Annotated in this window: 15 protein-coding genes; 4 read left to right on the forward strand and 11 right to left on the reverse strand. The window is 69.6% G+C overall.

Annotated elements, in window-relative coordinates; all coding sequences use genetic code 11:
- Positions 1-897, forward strand: an 897-nt coding sequence (locus tag ABZ717_RS26780) for an MFS transporter (protein ID WP_358515447.1), incomplete at its 5' end; no start/stop codon positions are given.
- A 472-nt stretch (positions 898-1,369) separates the two neighbouring features.
- Complete coding sequence (locus tag ABZ717_RS26785) at positions 1,370-2,656, forward strand: MFS transporter (RefSeq protein WP_358515450.1); 1,287 nt, start codon at positions 1,370-1,372, stop codon at positions 2,654-2,656.
- 92 nt (positions 2,657-2,748) lie between these two features.
- Here the strand turns inward: ABZ717_RS26785 and ABZ717_RS26790 are convergent, their stop codons facing one another.
- The 5 genes from ABZ717_RS26790 to ABZ717_RS26810 form a co-directional block, all read right to left on the reverse strand.
- Positions 2,749-3,489, reverse strand: coding sequence for an anti-sigma factor (locus tag ABZ717_RS26790; protein WP_358515453.1), 741 nt, complete (start codon positions 3,487-3,489; stop codon positions 2,749-2,751).
- Positions 3,486-4,076 carry a sigma-70 family RNA polymerase sigma factor gene (locus ABZ717_RS26795; protein ID WP_358515456.1) on the reverse strand — a complete coding sequence of 197 codons (591 nt, stop codon included), beginning with the start codon at positions 4,074-4,076 and terminating at the stop codon, positions 3,486-3,488. Before ABZ717_RS26795 ends, ABZ717_RS26790 begins: the two co-directional genes overlap by 4 nt.
- Before the next feature lie 110 nt (positions 4,077-4,186).
- Positions 4,187-4,843 (reverse strand): fasciclin domain-containing protein, encoded by a 657-nt coding sequence (locus ABZ717_RS26800; RefSeq protein WP_358515486.1) that lies wholly within the window; start codon positions 4,841-4,843, stop codon positions 4,187-4,189.
- A 100-nt stretch (positions 4,844-4,943) separates the two neighbouring features.
- Entirely contained in the window at positions 4,944-6,572 is a 1,629-nt protein-coding gene (locus ABZ717_RS26805; RefSeq protein ID WP_358515489.1) for a molybdopterin-dependent oxidoreductase, read from the reverse strand.
- Positions 6,573-6,716: 144 nt separating this feature from the next.
- Positions 6,717-7,316 (reverse strand): fasciclin domain-containing protein, encoded by a 600-nt coding sequence (locus tag ABZ717_RS26810; RefSeq protein WP_358515459.1) that lies wholly within the window; start codon positions 7,314-7,316, stop codon positions 6,717-6,719.
- A gap of 268 nt (positions 7,317-7,584) precedes the next feature.
- Between ABZ717_RS26810 and ABZ717_RS26815 the strand changes: the two genes are divergently transcribed.
- Positions 7,585-9,177 carry an OmpA family protein gene (locus ABZ717_RS26815; protein WP_358515462.1) on the forward strand — a complete coding sequence of 531 codons (1,593 nt, stop codon included), beginning with the start codon at positions 7,585-7,587 and terminating at the stop codon, positions 9,175-9,177.
- Positions 9,178-9,248: 71 nt separating this feature from the next.
- On the opposite strand, the gene ABZ717_RS26820 is transcribed toward ABZ717_RS26815, so the two are convergent.
- The 6 genes from ABZ717_RS26820 to ABZ717_RS26845 form a co-directional block, all read right to left on the reverse strand.
- A complete protein-coding gene (locus ABZ717_RS26820) occupies positions 9,249-9,860 on the reverse strand; it encodes a mismatch-specific DNA-glycosylase (protein WP_358515466.1) in 612 nt (203 codons plus the stop codon).
- Positions 9,861-9,864: 4 nt separating this feature from the next.
- Positions 9,865-10,554, reverse strand: coding sequence for a hypothetical protein (locus ABZ717_RS26825; protein ID WP_358515469.1), 690 nt, complete (start codon positions 10,552-10,554; stop codon positions 9,865-9,867).
- 193 nt (positions 10,555-10,747) lie between these two features.
- Positions 10,748-12,154 (reverse strand): dihydrolipoyl dehydrogenase, encoded by a 1,407-nt coding sequence (lpdA, locus tag ABZ717_RS26830; RefSeq protein WP_358515472.1) that lies wholly within the window; start codon positions 12,152-12,154, stop codon positions 10,748-10,750.
- 126 nt (positions 12,155-12,280) lie between these two features.
- Positions 12,281-13,258 (reverse strand): VTT domain-containing protein, encoded by a 978-nt coding sequence (locus ABZ717_RS26835; protein ID WP_358515475.1) that lies wholly within the window; start codon positions 13,256-13,258, stop codon positions 12,281-12,283.
- Positions 13,259-13,416: 158 nt separating this feature from the next.
- Positions 13,417-15,231, reverse strand: a complete 1,815-nt coding sequence (locus ABZ717_RS26840; protein WP_358515477.1) for a hypothetical protein — start codon at positions 15,229-15,231, stop codon at positions 13,417-13,419.
- Positions 15,232-15,349: 118 nt separating this feature from the next.
- The gene (locus ABZ717_RS26845; RefSeq protein WP_358515480.1) at positions 15,350-16,534 is read right to left on the reverse strand and encodes a winged helix DNA-binding domain-containing protein; all 1,185 of its coding nucleotides are present in this window, start codon (positions 16,532-16,534) and stop codon (positions 15,350-15,352) included.
- Positions 16,535-16,673: 139 nt separating this feature from the next.
- Between ABZ717_RS26845 and ABZ717_RS26850 the strand changes: the two genes are divergently transcribed.
- Positions 16,674-17,282: a GNAT family protein gene (locus tag ABZ717_RS26850; protein ID WP_358515483.1), complete on the forward strand. Its 609-nt coding sequence runs from the start codon at positions 16,674-16,676 to the stop codon at positions 17,280-17,282.
- Positions 17,283-17,499: the final 217 nt, after the last annotated feature.

Below are 17,499 nucleotides of genomic sequence, written 5' to 3' on the forward strand. Positions count from 1 at the left end.
CTGGGCAACGTCGTGCTGCCGCCGCTGATCAAGCAGTACTTCCCCGACCGAATCGCCGCGCTGAGCACCGTCCAGATGGTCGCGATCCACCTTGGCGCGCTCTTCCCACCGCTGGTGGCCGTGCCCCTGGCCGAGGTCGCCGGGTGGCGGGTCGCCCTGGGCGCCTGGTCGGGCATCGCCCTCGTCGCCGCCCTCCTGTGGGCCGTGCAGTGGCGCAGGGGCGGCCCCGTGGCCTCCCCGACCACGACGATGGGAGATGATCGGCCCCTGGCCCGCCCCATCCTGCGGATCGGCATGGCCTGGCGGATGGCCCTGCTCTTCGGCATGGTCACCTGGAACGTCTTCACGCTCTTCACCTGGCTGCCCGCCCTGTTGAGCGACGCCGGGCACGGCCCCGCCGCCGCGGGGAGCATGGTCTCGCTGATGGTCGGCACCAGCCTGCTGTTCGGCCTGGTCGCGCCCGCGGCCACCCTGCGCACCGCCGATACCTTCCCGATCGTCGCCCTGGGACTGTCCGGTTACGGGATCGGTTACCTGGGTGTGGCGCTGGCACCGGGGCTCGCCGTCGTGTGGGTCCTCTTCCTTGGACTGGGCACCAGCCTGTTCGTGGTCACCATGACCATGATCAACGCTCGAAGTTCCACCGCCCGGGGCGCCGCCGCCCTGTCCGGGTTCGTGCAGGGCGCCGGTAGCGGGATCGCCCTGGGCGGGCCGCTGCTGTTCGGACTGTTGAGCGAGCTCACCGGCGGTTGGACCGCCTCCTACGTCCTCGTCGCCGGAGGTTCGCTCGTGGTGGCGGCGGTCGTCGCCTACGTCGAACGCACCCCGTGGACCATCGAGGCGGCGGCGCGGGGACGGCGTCCCCGTCGAGACGGGGCGGGACTCCTCCACGCCTGATCGGACGGCGCCCGGGAGAGAGACGTGAGCGTTTCGGGCCGGCCCCTTCCCAACCCCGGGAGGAAGGGGCCGCCCCACCGATTCCGTTTCCGTCCGGCCCGCCGATGTCCCGAAAGGGGAAATCGGTGACGGACGGTCACTGGAAAACGTCACACCCGCCCCTGTGAGTGCCCTGAGACCCATTTTCGCGGGACGAAAGGCACAGGGAGAACAGGCGCATGCATGTGCACAAACGGCCAATAGTGGCCACTTTCATGGATATGCATCACATGCGGTCTCAGAAGCTCGTCAATGCCTACAACAGGCGCATAATGGCCACATGAGCATCCAACCCCCCGCATGCCCTTATTTCGCGTATCCCGAATTCCCTCCCTGATCGCCTCGACCCCGAGGGGAACAACGGTTCAGCACGTCGGAGGTGGGGTCGGGGAACCCCGGCTCTCCGCGGGCACACCACGGGAAGTCGCACACAATGACCATGGAACGGCCACAGCCGTACCGCCACCCGGAACGACCGGGGAACGGGGCCGAGGGACCCGCTCCGCTCATCCGCAACCAGGACTTCCAGGCCCTGTGGGCCAGCCGCTTCTTCGCGGGATTGGGCAAGGAGAGCGGCGAGGTCGCCTACCCCCTGCTGATCCTCCTCCTGGCCGGGTCCGCGTCCCAGGCGGGCATCATCGGCGCCGCGCAGGTCGCCACCACCATGATCACGGCCGTGGTCGGAGGTGCCCTCGCCGACCGCGTCAACCGGCGCGCCATCCTGCTCGTCTGCGACATCGGACGGCTCCTGCTCCTCGTCGCCTTCGCCTCGCTACTGCTCAACGGTGAGGCCGACGTGCCGCTCGTCATCGGGGTGGCGGTCACCTCCTCGGCCCTCACGGGTGTCTCCAACCCGGTGGCCATGGCGGCGATCAAACAGCTCGTCCCGTCCTCGCAGATCGCGAGCGCGTCGGCGCAGAACCAGATCCGTTTCTTCAGCACCACCGCGCTGGGCGCGCCGCTCGCCGGTTCGCTGTTCGGCCTGGGTCGCGCCTTCCCGTTCCTCGCAGAGGCGGTCTGCTACCTGTTGTCCACGGCGCTGCTCCTGCGCATCCGCCGACCCATGCAGGCCCCTAGGCGCGCCGAAGGGGAACCGTGGACCCTGCGCGGCACCGTCACCGGGTTCGTGCTCCTGGCCCGGCACCCGATCCTGCGGCCGATGATGTGCTGGATCATCGGGTTCAACCTCGCCTTCACCCAGACGGGTGTGTTCCTCGCGATCATCGCCACCGCGAACGAACGAGGTGCCTCCAACCTGCTGGTCGGAGTGACCGTGTCACTGGCCGGGATGGGCGGGCTGGCCGGAGCGTTGGCGGCCGGTCCGGTGTTGCGGGCGGTGAGCCCCTCCCGGATCCTCCTCTTCACCGCGTGGTCGGCTCCGGTCTGCGCGCTCGTCCTGGTGGTCACGCCCGGAGTGCTTCCGCTGGGGATGATCGTGGCGTTCGTCTTCGCCGCGGTCCCCTGCGTCAACGCGGTCTTCTTCGGTTACGTGGCCGCCACGGTGCCCGACCACTACCAGGGGCGGGCCCTGGGCGCGGTGACCTTCATGGCGCTGCTGTCCCAACCGATCGGCATCGTCGGGGTGGGGGTGGTCTTCGACCTGGCCGGCCCGATCGCGGTGTTCGTGACGATGGCGGTGGTGTCCGCGCCGGCCGCGCTGTTCACCCTCGGACCCACCATGCGCGCCCTGCCTCGCCCGGATGAGGTCGCCGTCCTCTGAGGAGCCGTTCCCCGCCGTTCCGGCCGCCCGTCGAGCGCGCCGTGACCCCTTGGTCCCGCGGGGTCACGGCGCGCTCGGGCCATCGGTACCGGTCAGCCGGTGACCGGCATGGCCATCACCGGATCGGAGGTGGGTTGCTCGGACCCGCCCTCGGGCTCGATGGTGACGGCGACGCCGTCGGTCTCCTCGTCCTGCGGGGTGGCCAGAACCGGGAGTACGAAACCCTCCTGGTCGACCGAGAGCGTCCCGGCCGAGTAGACCGACCCGTCCGGCCGGCTCAGCCACAGCTGGTAGTCCTCGTCGTGCAGGTCCTCCAGACCGTGCGCGCTGAACACCAGGTCGCCCAGGGACTCGGAGCGCACCACCGTGACGCTCACACCCTCCATGGGCTCGGCGCTGGTGGTGACGGCGTCCGGCGCGGCCAGCACCGCGGCGATCTGCCGCTCGTTGCCGCGCAGCTCGTTCACCTGTTCACGCTGGTCGAGCACCACCGCGCCCAGGGCGATGACCGCGGCCAGGCAGGCGGCCAACACCAGACCCAGCGTCCATGGAAGTCCGCGGCGGCGGGGCTCGGGCAGGCGCTCGGGGGCGGGGGCGAGCTGACGGGTCCGGGAGACCTCCTCCAGCACCTTCGCCCGAAGCTCCGCGGGCGGTGTCTCGGCGGCCGTGGCGGCCAACCGCGCGGAGGTCTCGGTGAAACCCCGCACCTCCTGTACACAGGAGTCGCAGTCGGCCAAGTGGTCCTCGAAGCGCACGCTCTCGCTCGGAGTGAGGGCGTTCAACGCGTAGGCGCCGGTCAGCGTGTGCAGGTCCGGGCTGAGCGACCTTCTCACCACTCCACCCCCAAACAGTCCCTGAGTCGAATGAGTCCGTCGCGCATCCTGGTCTTGATGGTGCCCAGGGGCGTCGACAACAGGCGTGCCACATCACGGTAGGTGTAGCCGCCGTAGAAGGCCAGGCGCACCGACTGCTCCTGGAGTTCCGTGAGGTTCTCCAGACATCGTCGGACACGATCGCGTTCGAGCCGGTTCGTGGCCTCCTCGGCCACCTGGTCATAGGGGCGTTCGGTGTCGCCCGCCGCAGCTCGGGACTCCCGGTCGGTGGCCGCCTGCTCCGAACGCACCCGGTCCACCGCCTTGCGGTGGGCCAACGTCATCACCCACGCCTGGGGGCTCCCCCGGCGCGGGTCGTAACGACAGGCACTGCGCCACACCTCCACCAGCACCTCCTGGGAGACCTCCTCCGACTGGGCGGGGTCCCGTAGAACACGCTTGACCAGCCCGTACACGGTCGGGCTGATCAGGTCGTACACCCTGTCGAACGCCTGCTCCTCGCCGCGCGCCACGCGGCTCAGAAGATCCTCCAACCCGAGAGGGCCCTCCGGGGAGGACCCCTGCGGTGCCGCCGTTGCCCTGTCCATCTACGGCCTTCCGGTGGGGAGTCGTGGTCTGGTGGTTACGGTGCGATGGGTGGTCCCGGGCGGCCCGTCCTCGAAGTTCGAGCCGCCCGGGTGCTCGGTTCAGCCTCCCATCAGGAAGGCATCAGCACGGTGTCGACGATGTAGACGGTGGCGTTCGCGGTCTGCACGTTGCCGCACACCACCTGGGACTCGTCGTTCACGGTGAACTCCTCGCCGGAGCCGCTGGTGGTGACGTCCTCGCCCTGCAGGGAGGTGAACGTGCCGTCCGCCAGGTCCTCGGGAGCGTGGGTGCCCTCGACGACGTGGTAGGTCAGCACCTCGGTGAGCTGCTCCTGGTCGGCCAACAGCGCGTCCAGGTCCTCCTGCGGGATCGCCTCGAAGGCGTCGTTGGCGGGAGCGAAGACGGTGATGTCCTCGGCGGAGTTCAGCGTGTCGACCAGGTCGGCCTCCTCCACGGCGCTGACCAGGGTGGACAGGAGCGGGTTGTTGGAGGCCGCGGTGGCGACCGGGTCCTGGGCCATGCCCTCGAAGCTGCCGTCACCGTCTTCGGGCACGTCGGCGCAGCCCGGGCCGAAGTTCTCGCCCGCGGTCTCCGCGCCCTCGTCGGTGCTCTCCTCCTCCATGCCATCGGTGTTCTCGGTGGTCTCCTCGGCGCCACCCATCTCCGGGGACTCCTCGGCCGCGCCGTCCATGTCGCCACAGGCCGAGAGACCGAAGGCGAGCACGGCGGCGGCAGCGGTGGCGGTGAGCGTGTTCTTGCGGAGCATGGTGTTCATCTCTTCTCCCGTTGTTCCCTCTGGTCACATCTGTGGGTGTTGACGATCTGCGGTTGTGTCGAGCCGTTGTCGCGGATGAGGTCTGTGGTGTTCAGTCGGCGGTGAAGCGGATCCGATGCCACCCGGTGGCCCCGTCCGGGATCGGGTCGACCCGTTCGGCCGGCTGGGTGAAGCCGGTGGAGTCGGTGGCCCGTACCTCCACCGAGTGCATGCCGGGGTCGACGTCGACCTCGGCCACCCACTGCACCCAGGTGTCGATGCCGGGGACGGCGGCCAGGTCCGCCTCCCACCAGTCGCCGTCGTCGACACGCACCTCCACGGCGTCGATCCCGCGGTGTTGGGCCCAGGCGACCCCGGCCAGGACGACCTCGCCGGCGTCCACACGACCCAGCGGGGAAGGCACGTCGATCCGGGACATGGTCTTGATCGGAGCGCGCACGCCCCACCCGCGCCGGGCCCAGTACGCCTGGTCGTCCGCGAAACGGGTGAGCCTGATCTCGGTGACCCACTTGGTGGCGCTGACGAACCCGTACAGGCCGGGCACCACCATGCGAGCGGGGTAGCCGTTGACGTGGGGGAGCGGTTCGCCGCCCATCCCCACGGCGAGGAGGGCGTCGCGCCCGTCCATGACCACCTCGGTGGGGGTGCCGCAGGTCCAGCCGTCGTGCGAGGTGCTGAGGATCTGGTCGGCGTCGGCGTGGACCCCCGCTTCGCGCAGCAGGTCGGCGAGGGGGAACCCGAGCCAGCGGGTGTTGCCGACCAGGTCCCCGCCGACCTGGTTGGACACACAGGTCAGGGTGGTGTCGGTCTCGACGAGTTCGCGGGACAGCAGTTCGTCCATGTCGATCTCGAAGGGCCGGTCCACGAGTCCGTGCACACGCAGGGTCCAACGATCGGAGTCCAGGCGCGGGATGGTGAGGGCGGTGTCGATCCGGTAGAAGTCCCGGTTCGGGGTCGTGAAGGGCGCCAGTCCCGGAACGCCGAGGTCGACCCCGGAGGGCGGCGCCGGCAGGGGCTCGGCGGGTGCGGGCAGCGCCAGTGCGCTTCGCGATCCGGTACCGCCGGTCATGGAGGGAAGGAACCGCCCCAGGGCACCGGCGGAACCGGTGGCGGCGAGGACCCCGGCCGCGGTGAGTACGAAACCGCGCCTCCCAGGTCCTCGGTCCGGCCCCGGCGCGGGGGGTGTTCCACCCTCCGCTTCCGCCGGTGCCCGAGGCTCCCCCTTCTCTCCCCCGGTTTCGAGGGCCGGGCGAGCGCTCCTGAGAAGGAGCCACAGCGCCACGGCGCCCGCCGCCCCGCCGACGACCACGGCCGAGGCCGCTCCCAGGTCATCGGCGCGGCGGAGGAACACGGCGGCGAGCCCCACCACCGTGAACAGGAGCAGCCCCGCGTATCCGACGGCCGGGCGGCGCGGTGACACGACACCGAGCAGTGCGCCGGCCAGGACGAGGACGACCACGACCCCGGTGATCAGTACGGCCTTGTCGGCCGTGCCGAAGAGCGAGATCGCCCACTCCATGAGGAACGGGGGACTGTTGTCGACGAGCGCGTCGCCGACCGTGACCACCGGCGAGGTCGCACGCGTCAGTCCGGCGGTGAGTTCGCCGAATCCGAGGGCCGCCCCGACGACGAGCAGGCCGAGGCCCACCCCGACCATGAGGTGCCGGGTGTCGCGTTGCGGGCGTCGTGTCCCGCGTTCCTTGGTGGTCACGTCGGGTATTCGGCGCCGACGCGGGGGCGGATGGGTCGGTCGACGACTTTTCTCGGGATTCTTTTTCCAAGCGCCCGGAGCCATCGTGCGCCCACCGTCGACGTGGGTTTCGCGGCCCACGTCGAGTGGTGTGCCGGAACGCGAGGCGGTGTGTCAGGACGGGATGAGGAGCATGCCCACCACATGGACGGTGGCGTTGGTGGTTCGTACGTCGGCACAGACCACCGGGGCGTAGCCGTCGACCGTGTACTCGCCCTCGTCCGCGGTGGCGCGGATCCGGTCGCCGTTGAGGGTGTCGAAGGAGCCGCCGTCCAGATCGGCGCTGCCGAACTCGCCTAGGACGACGTGGTGGCCCAGAAGGTGCGCCGGCCCGTCGGGGGAGTCCAGCAGGCCCTGGATCGCCGGGGTGGGATACATGTCGAAGGCGTCGTCGGTGGGGGCGAACAGGGTCATGTCGTCGGCCGTGTCCAGGTCCGATGCCAGACCGGATCGCTCCACCACCTCGGCCAGGCGGCCCAGAAAGGGGTTGTCGGCGATGGCGGTGGAGAGGGGGCGGTCGGCCATCGCGGAGAGGCTTCCGGGTCCCGTGTCGGGGAAGTCCGCGCAGCCGGGGCCGAAGGCTCCGACCGGTTCGACGTCGGCCTCGGCGCTGTGGCCGTGTTCTTCGCCTTCGCCCTCGCCGTTGCCACCGGAACAGGCGGCGAGGGAGAGGAGGAGTACGGCACACCCGGCCGTGAGGGTGGTTCGGTGCATCTTCCGCCCCGATGGATGACTCGACGTTACGAGTTCATCACGTTACGTGTGAATCGCTTGCGTCGAGAGCCGCGACGCGCATATGCGCGAACGCGAAACGGGGCACCGGCCAACGCTCCGGAACGCCCCGCCATGGAATCCGCCTATACGGGTCATGGCTGGCCAGGGCGGGTGCCGTGACTCTTCTTGGGGCACTGTGGTCGGTTCGACCCCGTGAGTGCAGGAAGATGTTGCCGGTACGTCCTCTCAACGATCGGAGTTCCCCCACATGGCGCGGAAGAAGCACCTAACCGTGGTCGCGCTCATGGTCTCGGGCAGCCTCCTCCTCAGTGGCTGCGCCCCCGTGTCCGACTGGTGGTCCGAAACCTTCGGAGACGCGTCCGGACCGCCCGAGGTCAGGGAGGAGTTCCCCTACGTACGCGAGGGACGCATCTTCCAGGACACCGGACAGGACGCCGAGATGCGCTTCGCCGTCACCGGACTGGAGCGCACCGACGACTACACGGTCATGCACTACGAGGTCACCTACCTGGACGATTTCGCCGGGCCCAACCGGAACCTGAGCATGGCCCACACCCTGGTCGACCCCCTCACCGGACGCGTCTACCGACAGTTCCTCGACGGCGAGGGCCTCAAGTACGGATCGGAGAGCCCCAACGAGGACGGGCTCTACCCGGTGCACGACGGGGTCACCAACGAGTACACCCGCTACTTCCCCCGCATTCCCGACGAGGTGTCCCAGGTGACGTTCGTCGGCAGCGGGCTGGGCGCCATGACCGGCATCCCCGTCCAGGACGTGGAGACCGAGCGGGAGGACCCGGAGAACCCCAACGGGCCCGACCACCTGACCTTGGACGACCCGCCCGCACGGGGTGAGAACCTCGTCTTCGCCAACCGTCGCCCCGACGAGGACGCCCTCGCCGACGAGGGTTGGGTACAGAGCTTCGTCGACTCCGAGATCGCCTCCACCACCCGGGACGGCGACCGCGAGATCATCTCGCTGCACTCGGACGTGATGTTCGAGTTCGACCGCTCGGACCTGACCGACGACGCCGAGGACGTGGTCCGCCGCGCCGCCACCACCCTGGCCCAGAACGTCGACCCCGACGAGCCCAGCATCACCGTGGTCGGCCACACCGACGGCATCGGTGACGACGCCTACAACGACAACCTGTCGGTGGAACGCGCCGAGAGCGTGCGGGACCTGCTCGCCGAGGAACTCGGGACCGACTACCAGCTGGAGGTCGAGGGTCGCGGCAAGCGCGAGCCCATCGCCCGCGAGGGTGGTTCCGACGACGAGGAGGCGCGGGCCCGCAACCGGCGCGTGGAGTTCTCCTACGTCTTCAACCCGACGGTGGAGGCCACCGAGGACGAGGAGTACGACGACGACGGCCTCGGCGTGGCCCAGCGCAACGTGACCTGGCCCGCCCCCTACAGCGACGACCCGGGTTCCGTGGTCGCCGAGGGGGAGGAGAACGGGATCCGGCTGGAGATCTACCCGTTGCGCCGTGACGGCGCCTACGTCATCGGCACCGTGGCGATGACCAACACCACCGACGAACCGCTCGCCCCCGAGCTGGGCGGCAGTGAGACGGTGGCCGGTGGCCCCGAGCAGTTCAACAAGGGCACCCTGGGCGGGTTCCAGTTGTACGAGCCGGAGGGCGGACTGGTCCGCTACGTGGCGCAGATGGACTTCGGCGAGAACCGCTACAGCAGCTTCGCCGAGGAGGTGCACACGATCCAGCCCGGCAACACGCACGAGCTGGTCGCGGTGTTCCCCGCCCCGCCGGTGGACATCGAGGAGCTCACGATGCGCGCCGGCCCCTTCGGTGAGTTCGAGGAGATCCCGGTGGAGTACTAGGGGTACTTGAACAGGGAGGGGGACCGACACGATGTCGGGCCCCCTCCCTTGTCGTTTCCCGGGGCCTGCTCTCAGGGGGAGCCGGTGTCCGCCGAACGGTCGGGCAGGCCCGCGGCGAGCCGGAGCCGGACGAACTCCTCGGTCAACATCGCGGGCGTGTAGTGGGCGTTGCGTCCGCTCGGGTTGGGCAGCAACCACAGCCGGGTTCGACCGATGGTCTCCTCCTGGGGGCCGACCTTCGGTCGCCTGACCCCGAAGGCCTCTCGGTAACCGGTGATGCCCAGGAACGTCAACCACGCGGGGGCCAGGTCGAGGATCTTGCCGCGCAGCTCTTCGGAGCCTTGGACGAACTCCTCGGGTGCGAGTTCGTCCGAACCGCGGGTGGTGCGCGCGACGAGGTTGGTGATCCCCAACCCCAGTCGGGGCAGCTCCCACTCCCGGTCGGGGGTGTAGCGGCCCGGGGTGAACCCGGACCGGCCCAGCGAGGGCCAGAAGCGGTTGCCGGGGGTGGCGAAGTGGTGTCCGCGCACCGCGCTGGTCAGCCCGGGATTGAGCCCGCAGAACACCACCGACAACCCTTCGACGAGTACGTCGGGCACCAGGAGGTCGCGGCCGGCGTCGAGCTCCTCTCGGCTCAGTCCCCCGACCCCTCGTGTGGGTCCGCTCCCTGCCTCACCGGCCATGACACTAGTTTCGGATCTGACCGGCGGCCTGCAACACGACACGCTCCAGGTCGCCCCGCTCGACGTCTTCGTTGAAGACGATGGCGGTGACGTGGAAGTCGCCGGGCAGTTGCAGGTACAGGTGGCGGCTGGAGCCGTCCACGGTGCCCACGTACTCCAGGTCGCCGTCGAGGTCGTCGGACTCCTCCGTGTGGTAGGTGTCCACGTCCACGTCGACGTCCACCTCCCAGTTCATCTCGGCCTCCGAACCGGGAACCTCGATGACGTCCGGGTTGGCGCTCGGGTCGGCGCCGGAGGTGAACAGGAGGGTGAAGGAGGGGGTGCCCGGTGCGGCGTTCCCGTCGCTGTAGGTGCAGGAGAGCTGTTCGGCGTCGTCGACCCCGTCGATCGCTCCGCTCTCCTCGGTGAGGACGGTGCCGGGGGCGAGGTCGCCGACGATCTGCGCGGCGCCCGCCGCCTCGCACGACTCGGGGAGTCCGTAGGAGGAGTCCTCCTGTTCCTCGGCCTCCTCCTCGCCGGGGCTGGGACTCGCGCTCGCCTCCTCGTCCGGTGACTCCGAGCCGTCGCCGCTGGACAGGTTCATATCCAGGTCGAGGTCGACCACGTCACAGCCGACGAGGACGAAACCGCCGATGACGACCGCGGCGACGGCCGTGCCCAGGCATGACAGGGGAGTGGACGGAATCAGGCGCATGGGTGGCTTTCGGTTCGGGGTGCGCCGGGCACGTGGGAGGGGCGCCGGCGGGGGACACACAGGGAAACTTAGCAACTCCGGGAAGCACGGGGGCACAGACGGCGGGGCCGGGCCGAGGACATCCCCTCGGCCCGGCCCCGTTTCCGGGTCACCTCGTGGCCGAACCCGACGTGGTCGGCCGTGACGCGGTGGGTCAGAGGTTGATCATGTGCCCGGCCAGGCCGTGCACGGCCTCCTTGACCGCTTCGCTCAGGGTCGGGTGGGCGTGGATGTTGCGAGCCACCTCGTGCACCGTCAGGTCCCACTGCTGGGCCAGGGTCAGCTCCGGCAGCAGCTCGGTGACGTCCGGCCCCACCATGTGGGCGCCCAGGAACTCGCCGTACTTTCCGTCCGAGACGATCTTGACGAAGCCGCGGACGTCGCCGAGCCCATGGGCCTTGCCGTTGGCCATGAACGGGAACTTGGCGACCTGGACGTCGTAGCCCGCCTCCCTCGCCTGGGTCTCGCTGTAGCCGAAGCTGGCGATCTGGGGCTGGCAGTAGGTGGCGCGCGGGATGAACCGGTAGTCGATCTCCTGCGTCTCGGCGCCCGCGATGGTCTCCGAGGCGACGATGCCCATGGCCTCGGCGGTGTGCGCCAGCATCAGCTTGGCGGTGACGTCGCCGATCGCGTAGATGTGCGGCACGTTGGTGCGGCCTCGGGAGTCGATGCCGATCGCGCCCCGGTCGGTGAGCTCCACCCCGGCCTTGTCCAGGCCGTAGCCCTCGACGTTGGGGGAGAAACCGATCGCCTGGAGCAGCTTGTCGGCCTCCAGGGTCTGTTGCCCACCGTCCTTGCCGGTGACCGTGACCCGCACACCCGAACCGGAGTCCTCGACGTTCTCCACCTTGGTGGAGGTCAGGACCTTCACGCCGAGCTTCTTGTAGGCGCGGGAGATCTCCTTGGAGACCTCCTCGTCCTCCGCCGGCACCATGCGGTCGAGGAACTCCACGATGGTGACGTCGACCCCGTAATTGGCCATCACGAAGGCGAACTCGACGCCGATGGCGCCGGCGCCCGCGATGATGATGCTTTCGGGTAGTTCCTCGGTGAGGATCTGCTCCTCATAGGTCACGACGCGCTCGGAGAGCGAAGTGCCCGGGATGAGCTTGGTGGAGGAGCCCGCGGCGATGATCGAGTTGTCGAAGGTGATCGACTCGGTCTCCCCGTCCGCGTTCCGCACCTCGATGGTGTGGTCGTCCACGAAGGTGCCGCGCCCGTTGAACTCGGTGATCTTGTTCTTCTTCATGAGGAAGTGGACACCCTTGACCCGGCCGTCCGCGACCTCACGGCTTCGGCTGAACGCCTTGCCGTAGTCGAACTCGACCTTGCCCTCCACCTTGATGCCGAAGGTGTCGGCGTCGTTGTGGAACAGGTGCGCGAGCTCCGCGTTGCGAAGGAGTGCCTTGGAAGGGATGCAGCCCACGTTGAGGCAGACCCCGCCCCAGTACTTCTCCTCGACGATCGCGGTCGTGAGGCCCAGTTGGGCGGCGCGGATCGCCGCGACGTAACCGCCGGGCCCGGCGCCGAGGACCACCAGATCGAAGTGTCGCTGTCCCATGACGGGATCTCCTTGAGTGTGTTTGTGACGCACCCAGCGCAGCCGGCTTGCCCGGGGTGTCGGATTGCCGGACGCCAGCCTAGTCGCGCACAGGCCACCTGTGTGCGACCGGTTGTCACGCAAGCGTCACTTACCGCTGTCTTCACTGGTGGCGGTGGGTTCGGTGGGGGTGGAGTCTCCCGGTCCGGGGGTGCCTCCGGAGCCGGTGGAGGTGCTTGGGGAGCCTTCGGACTCGATCCGGTCGGTCTCGGCGTCGTATTCGGCGGCGGCCAGGTCCAACGCCTCCTTCTTGCGCGCCTTCTGGTCGCGGCCGGCGGTGAGGGTCGGGTACAACGCCATGCCGAAGATGAGCGCGAGCATGATCCACAGGGCGTACTTGTCGACCATCAGGACGAGGTCCACCCCGGACTGCCCGGAGACGTATCCGACGTAGGCGACGAACGTGGTGATCATGAGGGCGCCCAGGGCGTCCAGGAGGAGGTAGGTGCGCAGCCGCATCCCGTTGGCGCCGGCCATCACGTGGGGGATGCCCGCGGGGACGCCCGGCAGGTAGCTCAGCGGGATGAGGACGCGCATCACCCACGGATTCATCGTCTCCAGGCGGTCGGCGAGGCGGCGCCCGCGCTCACCCTGGATGAGGAAGTTGACGATGCCTCGGCCCCAGCGGTGACCCAACCACCAGAACACCCAGTCGATCTTGATCTTGCCGATCACACCGGCCAGGACGATCAGCCACAGGGAACCCTCGCCGATGCTCGCGAAGGCGGAGGCGGCACCGACCGCGGCATGACTTCCGGTGACCAGGGCCAGGGGCAGAGGGTGGTCGGCGATGAACAGCGGACGCAGCGGGAGGGTGAGCAGCATCAGCGCCGGAAGGATGATGGCGACGGCGAGCAGCACCTTGTCCTGGCGCTGCATCTCGCCCTTCCACGGCTTCATGGAGCGGAGGATCTCCTTGCCGAGCTCCGCCTCCTGTACGCCCCAGGCCTCCTCCGCGGCCTTCAGGGCCTCCTCACGGGTGGGGCGGCGGGCGCTGTTCGGACCGTCGTCGGAACCAGGGTTCGAGTCGGCGTCGTGCCGGGGAACGGGCGTCGTCGTCATCATGTCCCCAGGTTCCCGCGAGGTCCCACTCGCGCAGTAGTCGTAGGAGTCACCGGAGCGGTGTGAGCCGTGCGTGGACGCGAGATGACATGTGTCATGCGTCCCGCGCCCCCACGCACGTCACAGGGTAGGGCGTCGCGAGCCGTGCGGCCCCGGTGCCGTCAGCGACGGGGTGGGTCCAGCGGCCACTTCCAGTGCGGCGCCCAGGTGGAGGCGTCCGATACGCCGGGCGGCATCGGCGGCAGCAGTCGGCGACCGGGTGGGAGGTCCTCCTCTTCCGTCTCCTCGGAGGCGTCCTTCGAGGAGGGCGGGTCGAGGGGGTCGTCCCAACGAGGTGCGGCCGGGGTGTCCGTCCAAGCAGGCGAGTCGGGGGAGTCGAACGAGGAGGGGGAATCGGAGGAGGGTTCCGAGCGGGTGTTCCAGGACGGTGAGTCGAGGGCATCACCCCAGGTGGGCGAGTCGAGGGCGTCGGTCCAGGAAGGCGAATCCGCGCCGCCGCGCGCGCTGCCGAACGGGTCGGGGTCGCGGAAGGGGCCCGGGTCCGGGATCGCCTGCGGTTCGTCGTCGACCCGTGGCGGGGCGGCGGCCCAGGGGGCCGGCACCACGAAGTCGTCGGGTTCGTCCTCCTCGACGTGGGTCGATGGGATCGGTGCGTCGGAGGGCGTGAACGAAGCGGGGGACGACGAGGGGCCGAGGGGATCGTCGTCGAACGGAGACCCGCCACCGAAGAGGGAGTCGAAGTCCGGTTCGGGGGCGTCGGAGCGCATTCGGGGGTCGGGCGCGTCGAGATCGGGGTCCAGGGCGGAGAACGGGGCGGACAACGGACCCGAGTCCACCTCGGCGAAGTGCGCGGCCACACCGAAATGCCGCGGGGGTCGTCGGTACGTGCCCGTGTCCTCGTTCTCGATCGCCGGGGCCATGGGGTGACGGACGCTTCCCGCCGGATGGAGTCGCGACCACCAGGCGGCCGTCTCCTCCCCGTGCAGTTCGGACAGGACGGTGAGCGCGCCGACGATGTGCGGGTGGCGACGCCCGGCCCGCCAGGAGTGCGACAGTGACTGGGGCTCCAGGACGAGGACGCGTTCACCGTCCACCTCGGGGATGTCCCCGGGGCAGGCCTCGTTTCCCACCCAGGTACCGTCGCCGCCGACCAGGTCCCACTCGCCGCGCACCACGTCGGCCAGCGGATCCACCTGACCGTCCTGGGAGGCGACCACCCAACGGGGGTCCGGGCGGGTACCGGACAGCCGCAGCCCCTCCTTGCCGATCAGGGCGTCGGCGAGCAGCGTGTGCAGCTGGAAGTTGTCGCTCACGCCGTCGAACCGGACGCGGAAGCCTCGCCACGAAGCGCGGTCCAGGACGAGCACACGGCTCACCTCGGCCATGCGCAGCAGTTCGGCGACCTCACCGAACTCGCTCAACCGGGTGGACAGGGCCTCGACGATCTGGCCCAGTCCGTCCAGGGCGCTGGGGTCCGCGCGCACGGCCGAACGCACGCCGGAGTCGCTCAGCATCGCCTTGGCGGCGAGCCCGTAGCGCTGGGCGGTCCACCAACCCGTGGTGGCGAGGGGCGCGTTGTCACCGAGGACCTCCTCGACCCGGCTCTCCTCCTCGTCGCCCACCTGGGAGGGCGCGGGCAGCGTACCGCCTCCGGTCTTGTCCCAGGCGTGCATGAACGCCACGGCGGCCTGGCCGTAGCCGCCGACCTGTCGCAGCACCTCCAGACCGGCCTGCCCGGCGGGTGTGCCGGACTCGGCCAAGGCACCGGCCAGGACGGAGAGATCGGCCGCGACACCCGCGTAGGGTTCGCAGTCGCCCAGTACCGGAGCCAGGGCTTCGAGGGCGATTTCGAGTTCCTCTTTGGGCACACTGGAGGACAGCCGGAAGGCTTCCTTCACGGCCTCAGGGAAGTCGTGGGCCTGGCCGGCGGCGGTGTCGAGCACCCGTTGGAACGCGGCGCGGAACTCTTCAATCACCCCAGAATCCTGTCATACCCGCACTGTCTTGTTGTGATCCGGATGCATGTGCACGAAACGGGCGAGTGGTGGGAGCGGCGCAGGTGAGGGGGCCCGACCGGGCAGGAAGGCCGAAAAATCAAGCGGGGTCGTGGATCCGGACTTCTCGCCCGCCCTGACCTGGGGAGAGGAAGCCGAGCAGCCGGCGGCCCTCTTCGACGATCTCCTCGGTCTCGGAGCCGGTGAGAGTGCGGAAGGGGGCCACCTCCAGGGACGGGGTGTGAGTGGAGGAACGGGTGGGGCGGATGTGGTTCACCTTCCACGTGGCCGCCACCGAACCGTCCAGGAGGACCGTCGAGGGCGGCATCCCGTTGCGGACGGCGATACGGCGCCGGGCCTCGTCGGAGATCACACGAGTGCGGTCGGCGTGGGCGCGGAGGATGTTGTCGAAGTCGTAGAGGAAGCGGACGGGCGCGGGGGTGTCGGCGTGCAGGTCCGGGTAGAGGTCGGAGCCGGGGCGAGGGGCGTGGGGCAGATCGAACAGCTCGACGGGCCTGGCGGGTCTACGACCTCCCTCGGGCCTCTCGTCCTGTTCGGTGTGGAAGGACACCAGCCGGTCGCGCAGGCCCTCCACCACCGATTTGAGGCGGGTCGACCCGGACCAGGCCTGGATGTCCTGGACGCTCGCCGGTCCGTAGGCGGCCAGGTAGCGCAGGACCAGGCGCTCCCGGTCGGGTTCGGCGTCCATGGGCAGCCCGGTCCAGGTGTCCGCGGGGGCCAGCGCCGGGGGTCCCGAGGCGCCCCACACACCGCGTGGCGGGACCTGGACGACCGGTAGGAGACAGCGCACCACGTAGGAGAGGTGCGGTCCGGGAACGCCCGGCCAGCGCTCCGCCAGACGCTCTCCCAGCAGTTTGGGGGTGAGCGGTTCCTCCTCCAGGATCTTGCGCGCCATGTCGAGAACGGCGGAGCGGTCCAAGCCGGCGGTCGCCTTGCCATGGGAACTGTTCTCCAGGTCCCTGGCCATGACCTCACCGGTGGTGCCACGCAGCCACCGGGCCTCCTGCGGGGTCACCAGGTGCAGGGTGGAGCGCATCAGCGACATGCGGACCAGCGCGCCCTCGGTGAGCAGACGGCCCATCTCGTGCGGATCGGGGGATCGCAGCCGGTTCTGCAGGGCGACGTACCAGGTGTGCGTGGTCTGCGCCTGGAGCCCGCCCAGGCGGGTGACCAACTCGACGATCGGCAGGTCCACACGTTCGAGGAGGAACTGGCGGGCCAGGGTCGCGCGGTTGAGCGCGCGGCGGCTGAGGACGGTGGCCATCGAGTGCACTCCGGGTTCCGTTGCGTGTCGGAACCCTACCCACCGACACCGACGATCCGAGGCCGATCCCGTCGAAACGGAGAAAAAGGGCGGCCCTAAGCTGCGACACGAAGGTGACGACGAGCCGTCTGGGGACGAAATGGTGGAGAACCACGTGTGGGCGGAGCGGGCGCGGGTCCGATTGGAGAACGCGTACGTACGACTCACCCCGCTCCAGGAAGGCGATCGAGACGGTTGGCGGGAGCAGGCGCTCGACCCCGACATTTGGACGCACTTCACCACCAGGGTGGATGACGCCGCGGGCTTCGAGCGCTTCTTCGACTCCTACCTGGAGGCGAGCGAGAAGGGGAAACGGACCACGTTCACCATCACCGACCTGGTCGACGGACGGGTCGCGGGCAGCATGAGTTACGGCAACCTCTCGGAGCCGGACCTGCGCCTGGAGATCGGTAGCTCCTGGCTGGGGCGCGACTTCCGCGGTCGGGGAGTCAACCACTGGGCGAAGTACCTGCTGCTGCGGCACGCCTTCGAGGCCATGGACGCCGAACGGGTGGAGTTCAAGACGGACGTGTTGAACGAGCGGGCCCGTCGGGGGCTGAGCGGGATCGGCGCCACGGAGGAGGGCGTTCTGCGCAGCTACAACGTGATGCCGGGAGGCCGGCGCCGGGACGCGGTGTACTACTCGGTGCTGCGCGCCGAGTGGCCACTCGTGCGTAGCCGTCTGGAGGAAGGGCCCCGCCGACGTTGAAAGCGGCACGCCGGCCGCCGTGGCCGACGCACGACCCCCGGGGCGGCTCACTTCCGTGAGCTCGGATCCCCGGGGGCGCCGGTGCGTGTTCGGGTGCCGGCGACGAGAAGCCGCCCCTGGTCACCGGTCCAGGAGTTGGGCGCAGCGGATCAGGCCCAGATGCGAGTAGGCCTGCGGGTGGTTGCCCAACGCGCGTTCGGTGACCGGGTCGAACTCC

The sequence above is a fragment of the Nocardiopsis sp. NPDC006832 genome (assembly GCF_040635885.1).
Taxonomy (GTDB): Bacteria; Actinomycetota; Actinomycetes; order Streptosporangiales; family Streptosporangiaceae; genus Nocardiopsis.

Coding starts and splice junctions, on each gene's coding strand:
- ABZ717_RS26785 (WP_358515450.1), top strand. CDS start 1,370: ATGACCATGGAACGGCCACAGCCGTACCGCCACCCGGAACGACCGGGG.
- ABZ717_RS26795 (WP_358515456.1), bottom strand. CDS start 4,076: ATGGACAGGGCAACGGCGGCACCGCAGGGGTCCTCCCCGGAGGGCCCT.
- ABZ717_RS26800 (WP_358515486.1), bottom strand. CDS start 4,843: ATGCTCCGCAAGAACACGCTCACCGCCACCGCTGCCGCCGCCGTGCTC.
- ABZ717_RS26810 (WP_358515459.1), bottom strand. CDS start 7,316: ATGCACCGAACCACCCTCACGGCCGGGTGTGCCGTACTCCTCCTCTCC.
- ABZ717_RS26815 (WP_358515462.1), top strand. CDS start 7,585: ATGGCGCGGAAGAAGCACCTAACCGTGGTCGCGCTCATGGTCTCGGGC.
- ABZ717_RS26820 (WP_358515466.1), bottom strand. CDS start 9,860: ATGGCCGGTGAGGCAGGGAGCGGACCCACACGAGGGGTCGGGGGACTG.
- ABZ717_RS26825 (WP_358515469.1), bottom strand. CDS start 10,554: ATGCGCCTGATTCCGTCCACTCCCCTGTCATGCCTGGGCACGGCCGTC.
- lpdA (WP_358515472.1), bottom strand. CDS start 12,154: ATGGGACAGCGACACTTCGATCTGGTGGTCCTCGGCGCCGGGCCCGGC.
- ABZ717_RS26835 (WP_358515475.1), bottom strand. CDS start 13,258: ATGATGACGACGACGCCCGTTCCCCGGCACGACGCCGACTCGAACCCT.
- ABZ717_RS26845 (WP_358515480.1), bottom strand. CDS start 16,534: ATGGCCACCGTCCTCAGCCGCCGCGCGCTCAACCGCGCGACCCTGGCC.
- ABZ717_RS26850 (WP_358515483.1), top strand. CDS start 16,674: ATGGTGGAGAACCACGTGTGGGCGGAGCGGGCGCGGGTCCGATTGGAG.